Raw genomic sequence first — 14,429 nt, 5'->3', positions numbered from 1 at the left:
CCGAGTTCCTCGATATGGCGCAGGATCACCGCCTCGCGCTGCCTGTCCGGCAGCCTGTCCAGCGCTTCCTGCAAGGCATCCGCCCGCGCCCGCTCCTGCAGGCCCTCGGCCGGGCCCGGCCGCTCGTCCTCCGGTTCCGGCGCCTCGTCGAGGCCCATGCCCCGCGCCTTGCGCAGCCGGTCGGTACACATGTTGGCGGTCACCCGGTAAAGCCAGGTGGTGATCTTCGCCTCGCCCTGCCGCCACTCCGGCGCGATCCGCCACAGCCGCAGCATCGCCTCCTGCGCCACGTCCTCGGCCTCGGCCCGGTTGCCCAGCAGCCGCTGGGCCTGCGCCAGCACCCGCGGCACCAGCCGCGCCGTCAGAACACGCGCCGCCACCGCGTCGCCGTTGGCATAGAGCACCAACAGCGCCTCGTCGGGGGCGGACCTCTGTTCGTCAAGCGGCATCGTCATGTTCCGGGCGCGCGCACTGGCCTCAGGTTGGCGGATCGGCAAAGACCCCTCGGGCCGGGATGGTGGCCGGAGCGCCCGCCATTGGCAAGGGCGCTCCGGCCTCTGCCCGGTCAGTCCTGCCCGGTTACCGCGTCATCGCCGCGCTTGTGCTTGCCATGCTTGCCATGCTTGCCGTGACGCTTGTGCATCCGCTCCTTCATCGCGTCGAACTCCTCGCGCGAGACGGCGCCGTTACCATCCTGGTCGACCTTGGCGAACATCCGGTCGGCCCGGTCGCCGCGCATCTCTTCCATGGTCAGCGCACCGTCGGCATCGGCGTCCTGCCGCTCGAACATCCGGTTCAGGAACCGCTCGCGGCGCTCCGCCGCCCGCGCTTCCATCCGCGCCGACATCTCCTCGCGGGTGATCTTGCCGTCGCCATCGGCGTCGGCCTCGTCGAAGCGGGCCTGCATCCGCGCCTGCATCTCATCGCGGCTGACCGCACCGTCGCCGTTCGTATCGAGCTCTTCGAACGACGGGCGCTTGCCGTGGTGACCGCGGTCCATGTCGTCGCCGGCAGCAACACCCTGGGTGGCAGCACCGGCCAGGATCGCGGCGCTCAGGCTGGCCATCAGAATACCGTTCCTCATCTCTTCGTCTCCTTGAGATCTTACCTGTATTGGCTCCTGCAACCGCCCCGGATCTCGGGCCGGTCACACTTCCTGAACGGGCATGGTCCGCCTTTCCGTCGCCCGCGGCGGGGAAAATTTTACGCAACAGGTTTGCGACATCCGGCCGCAAGGACAGTCTGCACCCTTCCATTTCCTGCCCCCATGGCCCAATTCTGGAAATATCGCGAACGAGGCACCTCATGACAGACAAGACCATCAGCACCGACACCCGGGACCTGTGGCCGGCGCTGCGCCGGGGATTCCGGCGCAAATGCCCCAATTGCGGCTCGGGGCCGATGATGCAGGGTTACCTCAAGGTCCGCGACACCTGCACCGTCTGCCGCGAGGATCTCAGCCATCACCGCGCCGATGACGGCCCGGCCTACCTCACCATCCTGATCGTCGGCCACCTGATGGCGCCGCTGCTGCATGTGTCCTTCACCATGTTCCGGCCCGAGCCGCTGGTGCTTTTCACCATATTCGCTATTGGCTGCGTGACGCTCTCGCTCTACCTTCTGCCCCGGCTCAAAGGGGCCGTCGTGGGCTTTCAGTGGGCCCGCCTGATGCACGGGTTCGGCGGCAGCGCCTGATGCCGGCAACACCGGACAGGGACACGCGCAGCACATGACCATCGACAAGACCGCCATCCGAGACGCCGCCACCGTGATCGTCCTGCGCGACCGGATGACCACGCCCAGCGTGCTGATGGGCCAGCGCGGCGCGAAGGCGGCGTTCTTCCCCTCGAAATTCGTCTTTCCGGGCGGCGCGGTCGATGCCGACGACGCGAGAGTGCCGCTGGTGACGCCGCTTTCCGAGACCTGCCGGAACCGCTTGCTGGACGAAAGCCCCGCCGACCTCTCCCACGCGCTGGCCACCGCCGCCATCCGCGAGCTGTGGGAGGAGACGGGCCTCCTGCTGGGCGAGCCCGGCCAATGGCCCGGCACGCCGCATCCCGACTGGGAACGCTTCGCCGAAGCGGGCTATCTTCCGTCGGCACTGGGCATGCAGTTTTTCTTCCGCGCCCTCACGCCCCCGGGCCGGCCCCGCCGCTTCGACGCGCGCTTCTTCCTCGTCGATGCCGACCGGATCGAGGGCGACCTCGACGACTTCTCCGCCGCCTCCGAGGAACTCTCGCACCTGCAATGGGTGCCGCTCGCCGAGGCCCGCGCGCTCGACCTGCCCTTCATCACCGAGGTCGTGCTGGCTGAAATCGCCGCCAGCGCCCGCACCCTCACCCCGCCGCCCTCGATCCCGTTCTTCAAGAACGACGACGAGGAAAGCCTGTTTCTCAGGCTGCGCGGCGTGGCCCCGGTGGAGTGAGGGGCGCAAAGCCGGGCGAGCGCCTGCCCGTGGGGTGGCGCTGCTGACCTTTCAGTGATGCGCTTTATGGCAGCCAGGCACTTCCTCCCTCGACGGCGTGCGCAACGCCCGCCATAGCGCCAGCCCGCCGGGACGGGCAGGCGCTCGCCCGGCGGCCTTCGGCCTTGTTCCGGGCGGGGCCTACCCCACCAGCACCAGCAACAGGATACTCACCGTGAGAAGCGCGATCCCCGCCAGCTCCCGCCGCGTAACCGTCTCCCTGAAGAACAGCACCGACGCCATCAGCGAAAAGATCACCTCCACCTGCCCCACGGCAAAGACATAGGCCGCGTTCTGCAAGGTGAACGCCGTGAACCAGCCGACCGAGCCGCCAAGGCTCGCCACCCCCATCCAGATCGCCCGGCCCCGCGCCGCCCAGACGCGGCCCACCTGCCCCGGCTCGCGCCAGCGCAGCCAGAGCATCATGCCCACCGTCTGCGACAGCGTCACCGCCGAGACCGTCACCACCGCCCGCAGGAAGGCATCGTCGCTCGCCACCTCCAGCGTGGCGCCCCGATAAGTCACCGCCGACACCGCGAAAAGCGCCCCGGACAAGAGGCCCAGCCCAGCCGCCCTGTTCATCAGCCGCTTCAGCCGCCCGCCCTGCAAGTCGGGCATGTCGGACAGCACCAGCACCCCGGTCAGCCCCACGACGATCGCCACCAGCCCCGGTATGCTGACAGTGTCGCCGAGCACGATCAGGCCGACCAGCGCGGTCTGGATCACCTCGGTCTTCTTGAAGGTGATCCCGACCGCGAAATTCCGCTGGGCGAAGAGCAGCACCACGCACCACGTCGCCAGGATCTGCGCCAGCCCCCCGGTCAGCGCGTAGGCCCAGAACAGCCCGCCCGGGCGCGGCACGTCGAACCCGCCCCAGAGGACATAACCCACGGCCAAAAGGAACGCGCAGGGCGCGGCATAGAAGAACCGCGCGAACGTGGCCCCGCCCGCAGAGAGCGTGCCCATGCTGAGCGATTTCTGCAGCATGAAGCGCAGCGTCTGGAACGCGGCGGCCATGACGGAAAGGTAGATCCAGGCGTCCATGCCAAAGGCCTATGCCGGGTTTTCCCGGCAAAGACCAGCGAGGGCTTGTACCCCGTACAATGGCTCAGCGCGCGGTATAGCCACCATCCAACGGATAGACCCCGCCGGTCGCGAAGCCGACCGCGTCGGACAATAGGAACGCCACCAGCGCGGCCACCTCGTCGCGCCGTGCCATCCGCCCCAGCGGGTGCAGCGCGGCCAGCTCGTCATGCGCCTCTTCCGGCATCTCGCGCATGGCGGGCGTGTCGACGAAGCCCGGCGCCACCGCGTTCACCCGTATCCCCATCTCCGCGCAATCCAGCGCCGCCTCGCGGGTCAGCCCGATCACTCCGTGTTTCGCCGCCGTATAGTCCGCCAGCCCGCCCATGCCCACCATGCCGTTGGCCGAGGCCATGTTGACGATCGCCCCGCCGCCGCTTGCCTCAATGGCGGGGATCTCGTGCTTGAGGCACAGGAAACAGCCGGTGAGGTTGGTGCCGATCACCTCGGCCCAGGTCTCCGCCGACTTCTCGTAAATCGGCAGTGGCGCCTCTCCCGGACCGCCGGCATTGTTCACGGCCAGGTGCAGGCCGCCGAATAGCTGGCAAACCTTGCGGATCATGGCCTGCACGGCATCTTCGTCGCGCACGTCGCAGGCGAGCCCCAGGGCCCGTTCGCCCGTGGGGTCGAGCCGGTCCGCCGCGGCCGCCGCCTCCTCGCCGTTGCGGCTGCACAGCGCGACGGTGGCACCGCCCTGGAACAGCCGTTCGGCGATCCGCTCGCCGTTTCCGCGCGTGCCGCCGGTGACAAGTGCCGTTCTGCCCGAGAAATCCATGGTCTGTCCTTTCACAGGAGTCAGCGGGCAAACGCCCGGCGGCCCCGCGCGTTCCGGCCCCGGTGCCGCCTGCTGATAGGCCCTGTCAGGAAAGACAAAGCCCCGAAGTTTCCTTCGGGGCTGTTGCGATGCTATTCCGCCGGTTGGTCCGGCCGGCCCCCGGGTGCGGGCCAGAGCGGGTGCGGCACCGGATCCTTGGGCTTGAGGAAATGCCGGGCGAAGATCTCGGCATAGGAGCGGTAGTAATACCCGTCATTGCGCTTGAGATACTTCTCGCGGTTCTCCTCGAACAGCCGCGGCAGACGGTACCAGGCCACCTTTGGGTGCATGTGGTGGACCACGTGCAGGTTGTTGTTCAGGAAGATCAGCGCCAGCGGCCCCTTGTCCTCGATCACCACGGTCCGCCCGCTCGCCCGTTCATGCGCCCGGTGCTCGAGGAACGTGCGGATCTTCAGGACCGAGAACGCCCCGTAGGCCGACACCAGGTAGGCCCAGACCGGCATCGGCGCCCAGATCACCAGCGCCACCACCGGCACCACGCCCGGCAGGTGCATCAGCCACGCGTTCAGAACCTTGCCATCCCCGCAGCGCACCGCGCGCCAGTCGTCGCGGCACAGCGTCCAGACCGACAGGGCCGGGCCGAACAGCATCCGGCCCGCCAGCGTGTTGTTGAGGCGCAGAACCACCCGCCCCCAGCGCGGCAGGCGGGCCCAGACATCTGGGTCCATGTAGTTCGATTCCGGGTCGTCATAGGGATCGGTCAGGATCGAATCGACATGGTGGGCCAGGTGCAGGTCGCGGAATCGCCGGTAGGGGATGAAGAGGCCGAGGCAGAGGAACACCGTCGCCTCGTTCAGCCGCTCGCTCTTGAACGGGTGCCCGTGCAGCGCCTCGTGCGTCAGCGAGGAATGCAGCGCGATGGCCAGCGCCGCCAGCGCCATGCCCAGCGGCAGCCAGGCCGCCGCCGCCCATGTCAGCGCAATCATCCAAACGCCGTAACAGGCAACCATCAGCCCGATGGTGGGCCACTCGACGCCGGTTTCCCTGCGAACAGTCTCAGCCATGCGCGCGCCCCCAGTTGATGCGGGACCAGACGCGCTCGTAAACGAAATAGCATGTAAGCCCGATGCCGGTGTTGATCGCGGCCATCGCGCCGCCCACGGCGGCCGAGCCGGTCATCGCGAGGCCGACAAGGCTCATCACCCCCAGGCCGATCGCATTCCACACCACAGCTTTCACAAGCGTCCGCGCTCGCGTCTCCATTCGATACTCCGGATTTTCCCCAATTCACGGAAACGTTACGTCAGAAGATGTCAGCAGGATACTCCGAATACGGTTAACATTTTTCTGCAATGGTGATATTTGTCAACACATGCGGGAAACCATAGACAAGCGCGACCGCGCCACCCTGTTTCGCAACCGGATTGCCGAGGCGATGCGCGAGCGTGGCACCACGCAATCCGGGCTGGCCCGGGCCGTGGGGGTCGACCGCTCGACCATCTCGCAGCTCATCAAGGGCTCGGGCGCCCGCCTGCCCAACGCGCAGGTGGTGGGCGAATGCGCCGCCGCGCTCGGCGTCTCCGCCGACTGGCTGCTGGGCCTCACCGACCGGCCCGAGACCGCCGCCGACATCCTCGCCAACACGCTGTCGCTGACCGAGGCGCCCCGGGCGCTGGTCGACGAACAGATCTTCCGCTGGCACCAGGAGGCGGCGGGCTACAAGATCCGTCACGTGCCCGCTGGCCTGCCCGACATGCTCAAGACCCGCGCCATGCTGGAATGGGAATATGCCCCGCATCTCGGCCGCAGCATCGACCAGGCCATCGGCGCCTCGGAAGACCGCCTGTCGTGGATGCGCCGCACCCAGTCGGATTACGAGATCGCCCTGCCGCTGTTCGAGATCGACGCCTTCGTGCGTGGCGAAGGCTATTACGCGGGGCTGCCCCGCGACGTGCGCGAGGAGCAGGTCGACAACCTGCTCGACGTGGTCGAACAGCTTTACCCGCGCATGCGCATCTACCTGTTCGACGCCCGGCGCCTTTATTCGGCGCCGGTCACGATCTTCGGGCCGCTGCTGGCGGCGATCTATATCGGGCAGAACTACATGGTCTTCCGCGACACCGAGCGGGTGCAGGCGCTGACCGCGCATTTCGACCACCTCGTGCGCGAGGCCCATGTCACCGCGCGTGGCCTGCCCGACCATATCCGCGCGATCTGGTCCGGGGCCTGAGGGCGATGGACAGGGCGGTGCGGCGCGGCTAGGCTTCCCCTGCGTTACCGGAGACCCCGCCATGCTCACCCGCCGCCTCTTCGCCGCCGCCGCGCTGGCCACGCTCGCCACCGCCGCCACCGGGCACGACACCCAGATCCTCGATATCTCCGGGCAATACACCGCCCAGGGCCGCTACCCCGACGGGCGCGCCTATGCCGGGGTCGCCGAGATCCTCCAGCAGGGCAGCGAGGTGGAAATCTACTGGTCGATCGACGGGCAAAGCTACCAGGGCCGCGGCAACGTGCAGGGCCGGATCGTGACCGTGAACTGGGGCGCGGCCACGCCGATCATCTACGTGGTCAACGGGCGAGAGCTGCACGGCACGTGGGACAACGGCACGGGGCTGGAGCGGCTGATGCCGCGGTAAGGGCCCGGGTCGCGCGCAACGGTTAGACCGGCGGCGCGCGCCTCCGAATGTCAGCCACTGTCAAAACGGCATCGGATGCGCCCGGTGGGCCTTGTCGATATCCTCGAGCACCTCGTCGCTCAGCGTCACCGCATCGCTGCCGATGGCCGTCATCAACTGCTCCTGCGTCGTGCAGCCGAAAATCACCGAGCACATGAACGGCCGCGTCATGCACCAGGCCAGCGCCATCTGCGTCGGGTCCAGCCCGTGTTTCTCGGCCACCGCCACGTAGGCCTCGACCGCCTCGTAAGCCCGGTCCAGCACCCGCCCGCCCAGCGTCGGGTTCACCTCGATGCGCGAGCCCTCGGGCTTCTTCCCGCCCCGGTACTTGCCCGTCAGCAACCCCTGCGCCAAGGGCGAGAACGCCAGCAAACCCACATCCTCGTTCACGCTCATCTCGGCCATGTCGGTATCGTAGAGCCGGCACATCAGCGAATACTCGTTCTGCACCGACGCCACCCGCGGCCATCCCCGGTCCTCGGAAATCCGCAGCCATTGCGAGGTGCCCCACGCGCTCTCGTTCGACAGGCCGAAATGGCGGATATTGCCCTTCTCCACCTGCTTCTGCAGCGCCTCCAGCGCATCTTCCATATGGGCAACCGTCTCGGCCCGGTCCTGCCCCGACGGGTCGAACGTCCAGTTCTTCCGGAACATGTAGCTGCCCCGGTTGGGCCAGTGGAACTGGTAGAGATCGATGTAATCCGTCTGCAACCGCCGCAGCGAGCCCTCCACCGTCTCCGGAATGGTCTTCGAGGAGATCGGCGCGCCGTCCCGCACCATCTTCTGCCCCTCGCCCGAATGCTTGGTGGCCAGGATCACGTCGTCCCGTCGCCCCGTCCTGGCGAACCACGTCCCGATGATCTCCTCGGTCCGCCCGATGGTCTCGGCCGAGGTCGGGTTCACCGGGTACATCTCGGCGGTGTCGATGAAGTTGATGCCATGGTCGAGCGCGGTGTCGATCTGCCCGTGCCCCTCGGCCTCGGTATTCTGCGTGCCCCATGTCATCGAGCCCAGGCAAAGCGCGCTCACCTCCAGCCCCGTCCGTCCAAGCGGGTTCATCTTCATGTCCCGGTATCCTTTTCCTGTTTCGGTGTTGCGGGGACCCTAGAACAGGATGGCGGGAGGGTGAAACCGCAATATCGGCCCGGTGCCCTCCTCTTCGCCGCGCAGTCCGCCTTCAAACCCCATTGAGAACAAATCACGAACGCACTATCCTCCCCCCATGACCACCGCGCTTCTCACCCGCCGCACCCATCGCAGGCCAACCCGCCCCGACCTCACCGTTCTGGGCACGCTCACCCTGCCGCTGACCCGCCTGCACGAACTTTGCGGCCCGGCCCGGCACACGCTGGCCATGCTCATCGCCGCCGAAACCGAAGGCCCCGTCTTCTGGATCGCCCCCGGCTGGGCCACCGACACGCTCAACCCCGACGGCATGGCGGCCTTCGCCCAGCCGAACCGTTTCACCTTCCTCAGCCCCCGCCGCGGCGAAGACCTGCTCTGGACGCTCGAGGAAGTCCTCCGCAGCGGTCTTGCCCCCCTCGCCATCGCCGAATTGCCCGAACCGCCCGGCATGACCGCCGTCCGCCGCCAGCACCTCGCCGCCGAAACCGGCGCGGCGGAGGGGCACGGGGCGCCCCTCGGCCTGATCCTCACCCCGGGCGACGGCGGCGCGCCGGGGATCGAGACGCGCTGGCACATGGCCCAGACCCATACCCCCGCCGCGCCCGGCTGGACCCTCACCCGCCGCCGCGCCCGCACCCTGCCGCCGAAGGTCTGGCACCTCGCCGGCCGCCCCGGCCGCTGGAGCCTCACCCCGGTCTGATTACCGGCGCGCCAAACCGCAGGAACCTGTCGTATCTTGCCGGCAGGACAAGCCTATGACGTCGAGCCGACCCAAAACCGTTCCGCAAAAGGCATCAGAACTGACTTGAACAATTCGTCGGCGTAGAACACGTCGAAACCCCGCAATGCGCAGCCATGCCCCACACATCCTCCGGCACCTGACCGAAGCGAGCGCAATACCGTTTCTTCGTATCTTCGTAAGCGTCCAGCAAGATCTGTCTATCTGCGCTGCCGCGAACACCCAGGTACGGGAAATGATGTACAACGTGCCCAAAAATACGATGGCAGTCCTCGTAATATTTTTGAGTATCCAGAATGTGATGATGCCAGATGATATCGATGTTTCGACTGGGGGATGTGACTTTACCATTTCCCTCCAACGACAGGGTCAAGAACTTCCGGTATTCCTCACAAACCCGGAGAGTTTGTTTCGTTGACCAATCGACCTCGCTGGCGCTTTCGGACTCGTCGCTGGTCAATTTCCACACGATCGGCCCCAAATCGAGCTCTCTGATCGAGACAGGCAAGCGGTCGTCGGAACTAAAAACTGGGTCGCCCGGGCGCTGTGAAAATGTGACTTCATCCGATGTCATAATATACCCTTTCAATCAGAATTTCTTTTGCAGATTGCGCATAATGCCGGGCCCCGATCCTCCCTCGCTCAAAAGCCGGCAAGCACAAGCATAGCGTGTGAGGCACATAATGCCACAGTAGGATTTGCAAGTGGGCAACCACCCAAAAAACCCGCCCCCCTGCCGAAAACGACCACGCCCTGTCGAATATGCGCTTTCCCTCGCGGCCCAACCTGCCAAGGTAGGCGCATCATGCGCCTGATCATTTCCTTCGCGGCCCTGTTCCTTTCGGTCATTCTCCTCCAGCTCTCCTCCGGCGGGGTCGGCCCGCTCGATGCGCTCTCGGGCATCGCGCTCGACTTCACCACCACCCAGATCGGCCTGCTGGGCTCGGCGCATTTCGTGGGCTTCTTCATCGGCTGCTGGTGGGCGCCCCGGCTGATGGGCAGCGTCGGCCATTCCCGCGCCTTCGCGGCCTTCACCGCGGCGGGCACGATCGGGCTGATGCTGCACATGCTGATCATCGACCCCTGGGCCTGGGCCCTTATGCGCGTGGCCACAGGCTGTTGCGTGGCGGGCTGCTACACGATCATCGAGGCATGGCTGCAATCCAAGGTCACCAACGCCACCCGCGGCCGCACCATGGGCACCTACCGGATCGTCGACATGACCGCCTCGCTGATGGCGCAGATGGTGATCTCGGTGCTCGAACCCGCCTCCTACGTCTCCTATAACATCCTGGCGCTGTTCTGCTGCGCGGCGCTCATCCCGCTGACACTGACCCGCGTGCGCCAGCCCGAAACCCCGGCGGCGCCACGGCTCAGGCCGAAATTGCTGATCGAATGCTCCCCCCTCGCGGCCGCCGGCGTGCTGGTGGCGGCGGTCTCCAGCGCCTCCTTCCGCATGGTCGGCCCCCTCTACGGCGAGGAGGTCGGCCTCGCCACCGACCAGATCGCCTGGTTCCTCGCCTCCTTCGTCCTCGGCGGGGCGATCGCGCAATACCCGGTGGGCTGGCTCGCCGACAAGTACGACCGCCGCCACGTCCTCATCGGCCTGTCGGTCGCGGCCATCCTGAGCTGCATCGTCACTGCCTCGGTGCAGGAGCTCAGCCCCACCGGCGTCATGCTCATGGCCTTCTTCTTCGGGCTCACCTCGATCCCGATCTACTCGGTCTCGGCGGCCCATGCCAACGACTTCGTCGAAAGCTCCCAGCGGGTCGAGCTGTCGGCGGCGCTGATGTTCTTTTTCGCCACCGGCGCCATCGCGGCGCCGCTCCTCGCCTCGACCCTGATCGCGGGGTTCGGGCCGGCGGCGATGTTCACGATGATCGCGGTCGCCCACGTCTACCTCATCGTCTACGGCTTCCTCCGGATGCGCCGCCGCAAAGCGCCCGACCGCCGCACCCGTTACGTCTGGTCGCCCCGCACCAGCTTCATCATCGGCCGGCTCACGGGCTCCGACCGCGACCGCAACGGCGACTGATGCAACCCCCTCTGGCCCTGCCTGCCAAGCTGCGCTAAAGGAGGCGCGCAGCCAACCGAGGGGCAGGACAACACGCCATGGCACGTCACCTGATCACATCCGCCATCCCCTACATCAACGGGATCAAGCACCTGGGCAATCTCGTGGGCAGCCAGCTGCCCGCCGACCTCTACGCCCGCTACCTGCGCGGGCGCGGCCACGAGGTGATGTTCCTCTGCGCCACCGACGAGCACGGCACGCCCGCGGAACTCGCCGCCGCCAAGGCCGGCAAGCCGGTGGCGGAGTACTGCGCCGAGATGTGGCAGGTGCAAAAGGACCTCTCCGACGGGTTCGGCCTCAGCTTCGACCATTTCGGCCGCTCCTCCTCGCCCCAGAACACCGCGCTGACCCAGCATTTCGCGGGCAAGCTGCACGAGGCCGGGCTGATCGAGGAAGTGACCGAGAAACAGGTCTATTCCAACGCCGACGGCCGCTTCCTGCCCGACCGCTACATCGAGGGCACCTGCCCCAATTGCGGCTACGACAAGGCCCGCGGCGACCAGTGCGAGAACTGCACCAAGCAGCTCGACCCGACCGACCTGATCGACCCGCGCTCGGCCATCTCCGGCTCGACCGATCTCGAGGTGCGCGAAACCAAGCACCTCTACCTGCGCCAGAGCCAGATGCGCGACCGGCTAAATGACTGGATCGACGGCAAGACCGACTGGCCGATCCTGACCACGTCGATCGCGAAGAAATGGCTCAACGACGGCGACGGCCTGCGCGACCGCGGCATAACCCGCGACCTCGACTGGGGCATCCCCGTCAAGCGCGGCACCGAGGACTGGCCCGGCATGGAAGGCAAGGTCTTCTACGTCTGGTTCGACGCCCCCATCGAATACATCGCCTGCGCCGGTGAATGGGCCGAGGCGACGGGTCGGGGCGAAGCCGACTGGCAACGCTGGTGGCGCACCGACAAGGGGGCGGAAGATGTCCGCTACACCCAGTTCATGGGCAAGGACAACGTGCCCTTCCACACGCTCTCCTTCCCGGCCACCATCCTCGGCTCGGGCGAGCCATGGAAGCTCGTCGACTACATCAAGTCGTTCAACTACCTCAACTACGATGGCGGCCAGTTCTCCACTTCGCAGGGCCGTGGCATCTTCATGGACCAGGCGCTCGAGATCCTGCCGGCGGATTACTGGCGCTGGTGGCTGCTGTCGCACGCCCCCGAAACCTCCGACGCAGAGTTCACGTGGGAGAATTTCCAGGCCTCGGTGAACAAGGATCTCGCCGACGTGCTGGGCAATTTCGTCTCCCGCGTGACCAAGTTCTGCCGCTCCAAGTTCGGCGAAGAGGTGCCCGCCGGCGGCACCATGGGCGACCGGGAAACCGCCCTCATCGAGGAGCTGACCACCAAGCTCCGCGCCTACGAGGGCCACATGGACGCCATCGAGGTGCGCAAGGCCGCGGCCGCGCTCCGCTTCATCTGGGTCGCGGGCAACGAATACCTGCAGGAAGCGGCCCCCTGGGCCACCTTCAAGGAAGACCCCGAGACGGCAGCGATGCAGATCCGCCTCGCGCTCAACCTGATCCGCGTCTACGCGGTGCTCTCGGCCCCCTTCATCCCCGACGCCTCGGCCCGGATGCTGGCCTCGATGAACACGATGGACGCAGGTTGGCCCTCCGACCTGCAATCGGCTCTCGCCACCCTGCCCGAGGGCCATGGCTTCACCGTGCCTGACGTGCTCTTTGCCAAGATCACCGAGGACCAGCGCGAGGATTGGTCCACCCGCTTCGCCGGCACACGCAACTGATACCCTGGCGCGAGCGACACTGTCGGAAATGAGTATTTGACCCAAGAAGAAGCAGGACCCACGCCTCTGCTTCTTCTGGCCGGAAGTATCCCGGGGCCTTGGGGGCAGCGCCCCCAAGGCCCGCGTGGCCCGAACGCGGACCCACCGGATGCGCCGCAGGGCGCTCCTGCGGGGGTCAGCCGCCCTCGCCCAGCTCGATCTCGATCTCCCGCACCTCGCCCTCGCGGCTGAGGCTCAGGCTGACCGTATCGCCCGGCCGGTGCGCCTCGAGCGCGGCGAGCAGGTCGTCGACCCCGCGCACCGGCTCGCCGCCCAGCCCGGTGACGATATCGCCCGGCAGCAGCCGCCCGTCGCCCGACAGCCGCGCCGGTTCCAGCCCCGCGCGCGCCGCCGGAGAGCCCGGCTCGACGCCGAGGATCAGCACCCCCTCCAGCCCCTCGCGCCGGGCAAGGTCGTTGACCCGCGGATCGTAGCGGATGCCCAGCGCCGGCGGGGCGTAGCGGCCGGTTTCGATCAGCTCCGGCACCACCCGGTTGACCGTGTCCACAGGCACCGAGAACCCGATCCCGGCGCTGGCGCCCGAGGGGCTGTAGATCGCCGTGTTCACGCCGATCAGCCGCCCGGCGCTGTCGAGCAGCGGCCCGCCGGAATTGCCGGGGTTGATCGCCGCGTCGCTCTGGATCAGGCCGGTGATCGGGCGGCCGGAGGGCGAGGGCAGTTCCCGGTCGAGCGCCGAGACGATGCCGCGCGTCAGCGTCCAGTCGAGCCCGAAGGGGTTGCCGATGGCCAGCACCGTCTGGCCGACCTGCAGGTCGTCGCTCTTGCCCACCGCCACCGGCGCGGGCAAATCCCGCGCCTCGATCCGCAGCACGGCGAGGTCATGCGAGGGATCGCGGCCGACCAGTTCCGCCGGGAAGCTGCGCCCGTCGGCCAGCCGCACCGTCGCGGTCGAGGCGCCCTCGATCACGTGGGTGTTGGTCACGATATGGCCGCGATTGTCCCACAGGAAGCCCGACCCGGTGCCGCGCGGCTGTTCGTAGACGTTGCGCGACCACGGATCGCGGACCCGCTCGGCGGTTGAGATGAAGACCACGCTGTCGCGGGCCGACTGGAACAGCTCGATCGTGGCGGTTTCCTCGGCCGCCAGGTCGCCGCGGGCGGTCACCACGCGCGGCTCCGCCTCCGGCTCGAGATAGGCCATGCGCAGCGCCGGCATCAGCTGGTAGGTCGCCACCACCAGCATCGCGGCCAGCGTGATCAGCAGCAGCCTGACGGTAAATCGGTAGGTCATGGAAATGCCCGCCCCTTGCAATCACATGCGGAAAAGGTGGCGCGATGGCGGCCCGGTTTCAAGGCGCCGCGATGGCCGCGCGCGCGGCAATACAGGTCCACGGGGGTGCCCCGACTCCACCGTATGGGCCCTGTTTCGCCATCGACCGACCTCAATCGGGGGCAAGGCTTGGCTGCGGGGGAACATCGTCGGAGGGCTGGTTCCATGTTTCGCTGGCGCCAGAACAGAGAGCGTCGCAGGCTCGACATCGTCTATGACAATCCGCGTGCCGCCCGGCCGCGCCCGGTGCAGCATCCCTGGACACGACATGGCTACTTGCGCCGCGTCCTTCGCGAAGCCGCCGGGAAGCTGTGTATCCTCGCCATGCTGCTGATCGCCCTTCTGGTTGCGCGCGGCATGAACTGAGCAACTGCGGGAAACGCCGGACGGGCCGTTCCGGTTCA

Annotated in this window: 17 protein-coding genes; 8 read left to right on the top strand and 9 right to left on the bottom strand. The window is 67.4% G+C overall.

Going from position 1 to position 14,429, the window contains the following annotated elements; all coding sequences use genetic code 11:
* Both ACO07J_RS03380 and ACO07J_RS03375 read right to left on the bottom strand, forming a co-directional pair.
* On the bottom strand, window positions 1-455 hold a 455-nt coding region (locus tag ACO07J_RS03380), incomplete at its 3' end, for a sigma-70 family RNA polymerase sigma factor (RefSeq protein ID WP_422026304.1).
* Between the two features lie 110 nt (window positions 456-565).
* On the bottom strand, window positions 566-1,084 hold the full coding sequence (locus ACO07J_RS03375; protein WP_422026302.1) for an EF-hand domain-containing protein: 519 nt from the start codon (window positions 1,082-1,084) through the stop codon (window positions 566-568).
* Window positions 1,085-1,305: 221 nt separating this feature from the next.
* On the opposite strand from ACO07J_RS03375, the gene ACO07J_RS03370 reads away from it, so the two are divergent.
* Both ACO07J_RS03370 and ACO07J_RS03365 read left to right on the top strand, forming a co-directional pair.
* Complete coding sequence (locus ACO07J_RS03370) at window positions 1,306-1,695, top strand: DUF983 domain-containing protein (protein WP_422026300.1); 390 nt, start codon at window positions 1,306-1,308, stop codon at window positions 1,693-1,695.
* 34 nt (window positions 1,696-1,729) lie between these two features.
* Window positions 1,730-2,425 (top strand): NUDIX hydrolase, encoded by a 696-nt coding sequence (locus ACO07J_RS03365; RefSeq protein ID WP_422026298.1) that lies wholly within the window; start codon window positions 1,730-1,732, stop codon window positions 2,423-2,425.
* Window positions 2,426-2,605: 180 nt separating this feature from the next.
* On the opposite strand, the gene ACO07J_RS03360 is transcribed toward ACO07J_RS03365, so the two are convergent.
* From ACO07J_RS03360 to ACO07J_RS03345, 4 genes are all read right to left on the bottom strand, one after another.
* Window positions 2,606-3,508, bottom strand: coding sequence for an EamA family transporter (locus ACO07J_RS03360; protein ID WP_422026296.1), 903 nt, complete (start codon window positions 3,506-3,508; stop codon window positions 2,606-2,608).
* Between the two features lie 64 nt (window positions 3,509-3,572).
* Entirely contained in the window at window positions 3,573-4,322 is a 750-nt protein-coding gene (locus tag ACO07J_RS03355) for an SDR family NAD(P)-dependent oxidoreductase (protein ID WP_422026294.1), read from the bottom strand.
* 131 nt (window positions 4,323-4,453) lie between these two features.
* Window positions 4,454-5,386, bottom strand: a complete 933-nt coding sequence (locus tag ACO07J_RS03350; protein ID WP_422026292.1) for a fatty acid desaturase — start codon at window positions 5,384-5,386, stop codon at window positions 4,454-4,456.
* Window positions 5,379-5,585, bottom strand: a complete 207-nt coding sequence (locus ACO07J_RS03345; RefSeq protein WP_350124084.1) for a DUF2061 domain-containing protein — start codon at window positions 5,583-5,585, stop codon at window positions 5,379-5,381. Before ACO07J_RS03345 ends, ACO07J_RS03350 begins: the two co-directional genes overlap by 8 nt.
* A gap of 109 nt (window positions 5,586-5,694) precedes the next feature.
* Between ACO07J_RS03345 and ACO07J_RS03340 the strand changes: the two genes are divergently transcribed.
* Together ACO07J_RS03340 and ACO07J_RS03335 are read left to right on the top strand one after the other, a co-directional pair.
* On the top strand, window positions 5,695-6,552 hold the full coding sequence (locus tag ACO07J_RS03340) for a helix-turn-helix domain-containing protein (protein ID WP_422026290.1): 858 nt from the start codon (window positions 5,695-5,697) through the stop codon (window positions 6,550-6,552).
* Between the two features lie 61 nt (window positions 6,553-6,613).
* On the top strand, window positions 6,614-6,961 hold the full coding sequence (locus ACO07J_RS03335; protein ID WP_422026288.1) for a hypothetical protein: 348 nt from the start codon (window positions 6,614-6,616) through the stop codon (window positions 6,959-6,961).
* Between the two features lie 60 nt (window positions 6,962-7,021).
* Here ACO07J_RS03335 and ACO07J_RS03330 read toward each other — a convergent pair whose 3' ends face one another.
* Window positions 7,022-8,065: an aldo/keto reductase gene (locus tag ACO07J_RS03330; protein WP_422026286.1), complete on the bottom strand. Its 1,044-nt coding sequence runs from the start codon at window positions 8,063-8,065 to the stop codon at window positions 7,022-7,024.
* Window positions 8,066-8,222: 157 nt separating this feature from the next.
* On the opposite strand from ACO07J_RS03330, the gene ACO07J_RS03325 reads away from it, so the two are divergent.
* Window positions 8,223-8,825, top strand: coding sequence for an ImuA family protein (locus ACO07J_RS03325; RefSeq protein WP_422026284.1), 603 nt, complete (start codon window positions 8,223-8,225; stop codon window positions 8,823-8,825).
* Between the two features lie 94 nt (window positions 8,826-8,919).
* Here the strand turns inward: ACO07J_RS03325 and ACO07J_RS03320 are convergent, their stop codons facing one another.
* Window positions 8,920-9,438, bottom strand: coding sequence for a glycine-rich domain-containing protein (locus ACO07J_RS03320; protein WP_422026282.1), 519 nt, complete (start codon window positions 9,436-9,438; stop codon window positions 8,920-8,922).
* 231 nt (window positions 9,439-9,669) lie between these two features.
* On the opposite strand from ACO07J_RS03320, the gene ACO07J_RS03315 reads away from it, so the two are divergent.
* Window positions 9,670-10,899, top strand: coding sequence for an MFS transporter (locus ACO07J_RS03315; protein WP_422026280.1), 1,230 nt, complete (start codon window positions 9,670-9,672; stop codon window positions 10,897-10,899).
* A gap of 77 nt (window positions 10,900-10,976) precedes the next feature.
* Window positions 10,977-12,695: a methionine--tRNA ligase gene (metG, locus tag ACO07J_RS03310; RefSeq protein WP_422026278.1), complete on the top strand. Its 1,719-nt coding sequence runs from the start codon at window positions 10,977-10,979 to the stop codon at window positions 12,693-12,695.
* Window positions 12,696-12,870: 175 nt separating this feature from the next.
* On the opposite strand, the gene ACO07J_RS03305 is transcribed toward metG, so the two are convergent.
* Window positions 12,871-13,986: a S1C family serine protease gene (locus ACO07J_RS03305; RefSeq protein WP_422026276.1), complete on the bottom strand. Its 1,116-nt coding sequence runs from the start codon at window positions 13,984-13,986 to the stop codon at window positions 12,871-12,873.
* Window positions 13,987-14,190: 204 nt separating this feature from the next.
* On the opposite strand from ACO07J_RS03305, the gene ACO07J_RS03300 reads away from it, so the two are divergent.
* Window positions 14,191-14,391, top strand: coding sequence for a hypothetical protein (locus ACO07J_RS03300; protein WP_422026274.1), 201 nt, complete (start codon window positions 14,191-14,193; stop codon window positions 14,389-14,391).
* Window positions 14,392-14,429: the final 38 nt, after the last annotated feature.

It is taken from the genome of Roseovarius sp. (assembly GCF_965228755.1).
In the GTDB taxonomy this organism is placed as follows: Bacteria; Pseudomonadota; Alphaproteobacteria; order Rhodobacterales; family Rhodobacteraceae; genus Roseovarius.
The sequence above is the reverse complement of the archived record's forward strand: the minus strand, read 5'-3'. Positions and strand labels throughout refer to the sequence as shown.

Coding starts and splice junctions, on each gene's coding strand:
- ACO07J_RS03375 (WP_422026302.1), bottom strand. CDS start 1,084: ATGAGGAACGGTATTCTGATGGCCAGCCTGAGCGCCGCGATCCTGGCC.
- ACO07J_RS03370 (WP_422026300.1), top strand. CDS start 1,306: ATGACAGACAAGACCATCAGCACCGACACCCGGGACCTGTGGCCGGCG.
- ACO07J_RS03365 (WP_422026298.1), top strand. CDS start 1,730: ATGACCATCGACAAGACCGCCATCCGAGACGCCGCCACCGTGATCGTC.
- ACO07J_RS03360 (WP_422026296.1), bottom strand. CDS start 3,508: ATGGACGCCTGGATCTACCTTTCCGTCATGGCCGCCGCGTTCCAGACG.
- ACO07J_RS03355 (WP_422026294.1), bottom strand. CDS start 4,322: ATGGATTTCTCGGGCAGAACGGCACTTGTCACCGGCGGCACGCGCGGA.
- ACO07J_RS03350 (WP_422026292.1), bottom strand. CDS start 5,386: ATGGCTGAGACTGTTCGCAGGGAAACCGGCGTCGAGTGGCCCACCATC.
- ACO07J_RS03345 (WP_350124084.1), bottom strand. CDS start 5,585: ATGGAGACGCGAGCGCGGACGCTTGTGAAAGCTGTGGTGTGGAATGCG.
- ACO07J_RS03340 (WP_422026290.1), top strand. CDS start 5,695: ATGCGGGAAACCATAGACAAGCGCGACCGCGCCACCCTGTTTCGCAAC.
- ACO07J_RS03335 (WP_422026288.1), top strand. CDS start 6,614: ATGCTCACCCGCCGCCTCTTCGCCGCCGCCGCGCTGGCCACGCTCGCC.
- ACO07J_RS03330 (WP_422026286.1), bottom strand. CDS start 8,065: ATGAAGATGAACCCGCTTGGACGGACGGGGCTGGAGGTGAGCGCGCTT.
- ACO07J_RS03325 (WP_422026284.1), top strand. CDS start 8,223: ATGACCACCGCGCTTCTCACCCGCCGCACCCATCGCAGGCCAACCCGC.
- ACO07J_RS03320 (WP_422026282.1), bottom strand. CDS start 9,438: ATGACATCGGATGAAGTCACATTTTCACAGCGCCCGGGCGACCCAGTT.
- ACO07J_RS03315 (WP_422026280.1), top strand. CDS start 9,670: ATGCGCCTGATCATTTCCTTCGCGGCCCTGTTCCTTTCGGTCATTCTC.
- metG (WP_422026278.1), top strand. CDS start 10,977: ATGGCACGTCACCTGATCACATCCGCCATCCCCTACATCAACGGGATC.
- ACO07J_RS03305 (WP_422026276.1), bottom strand. CDS start 13,986: ATGACCTACCGATTTACCGTCAGGCTGCTGCTGATCACGCTGGCCGCG.
- ACO07J_RS03300 (WP_422026274.1), top strand. CDS start 14,191: ATGTTTCGCTGGCGCCAGAACAGAGAGCGTCGCAGGCTCGACATCGTC.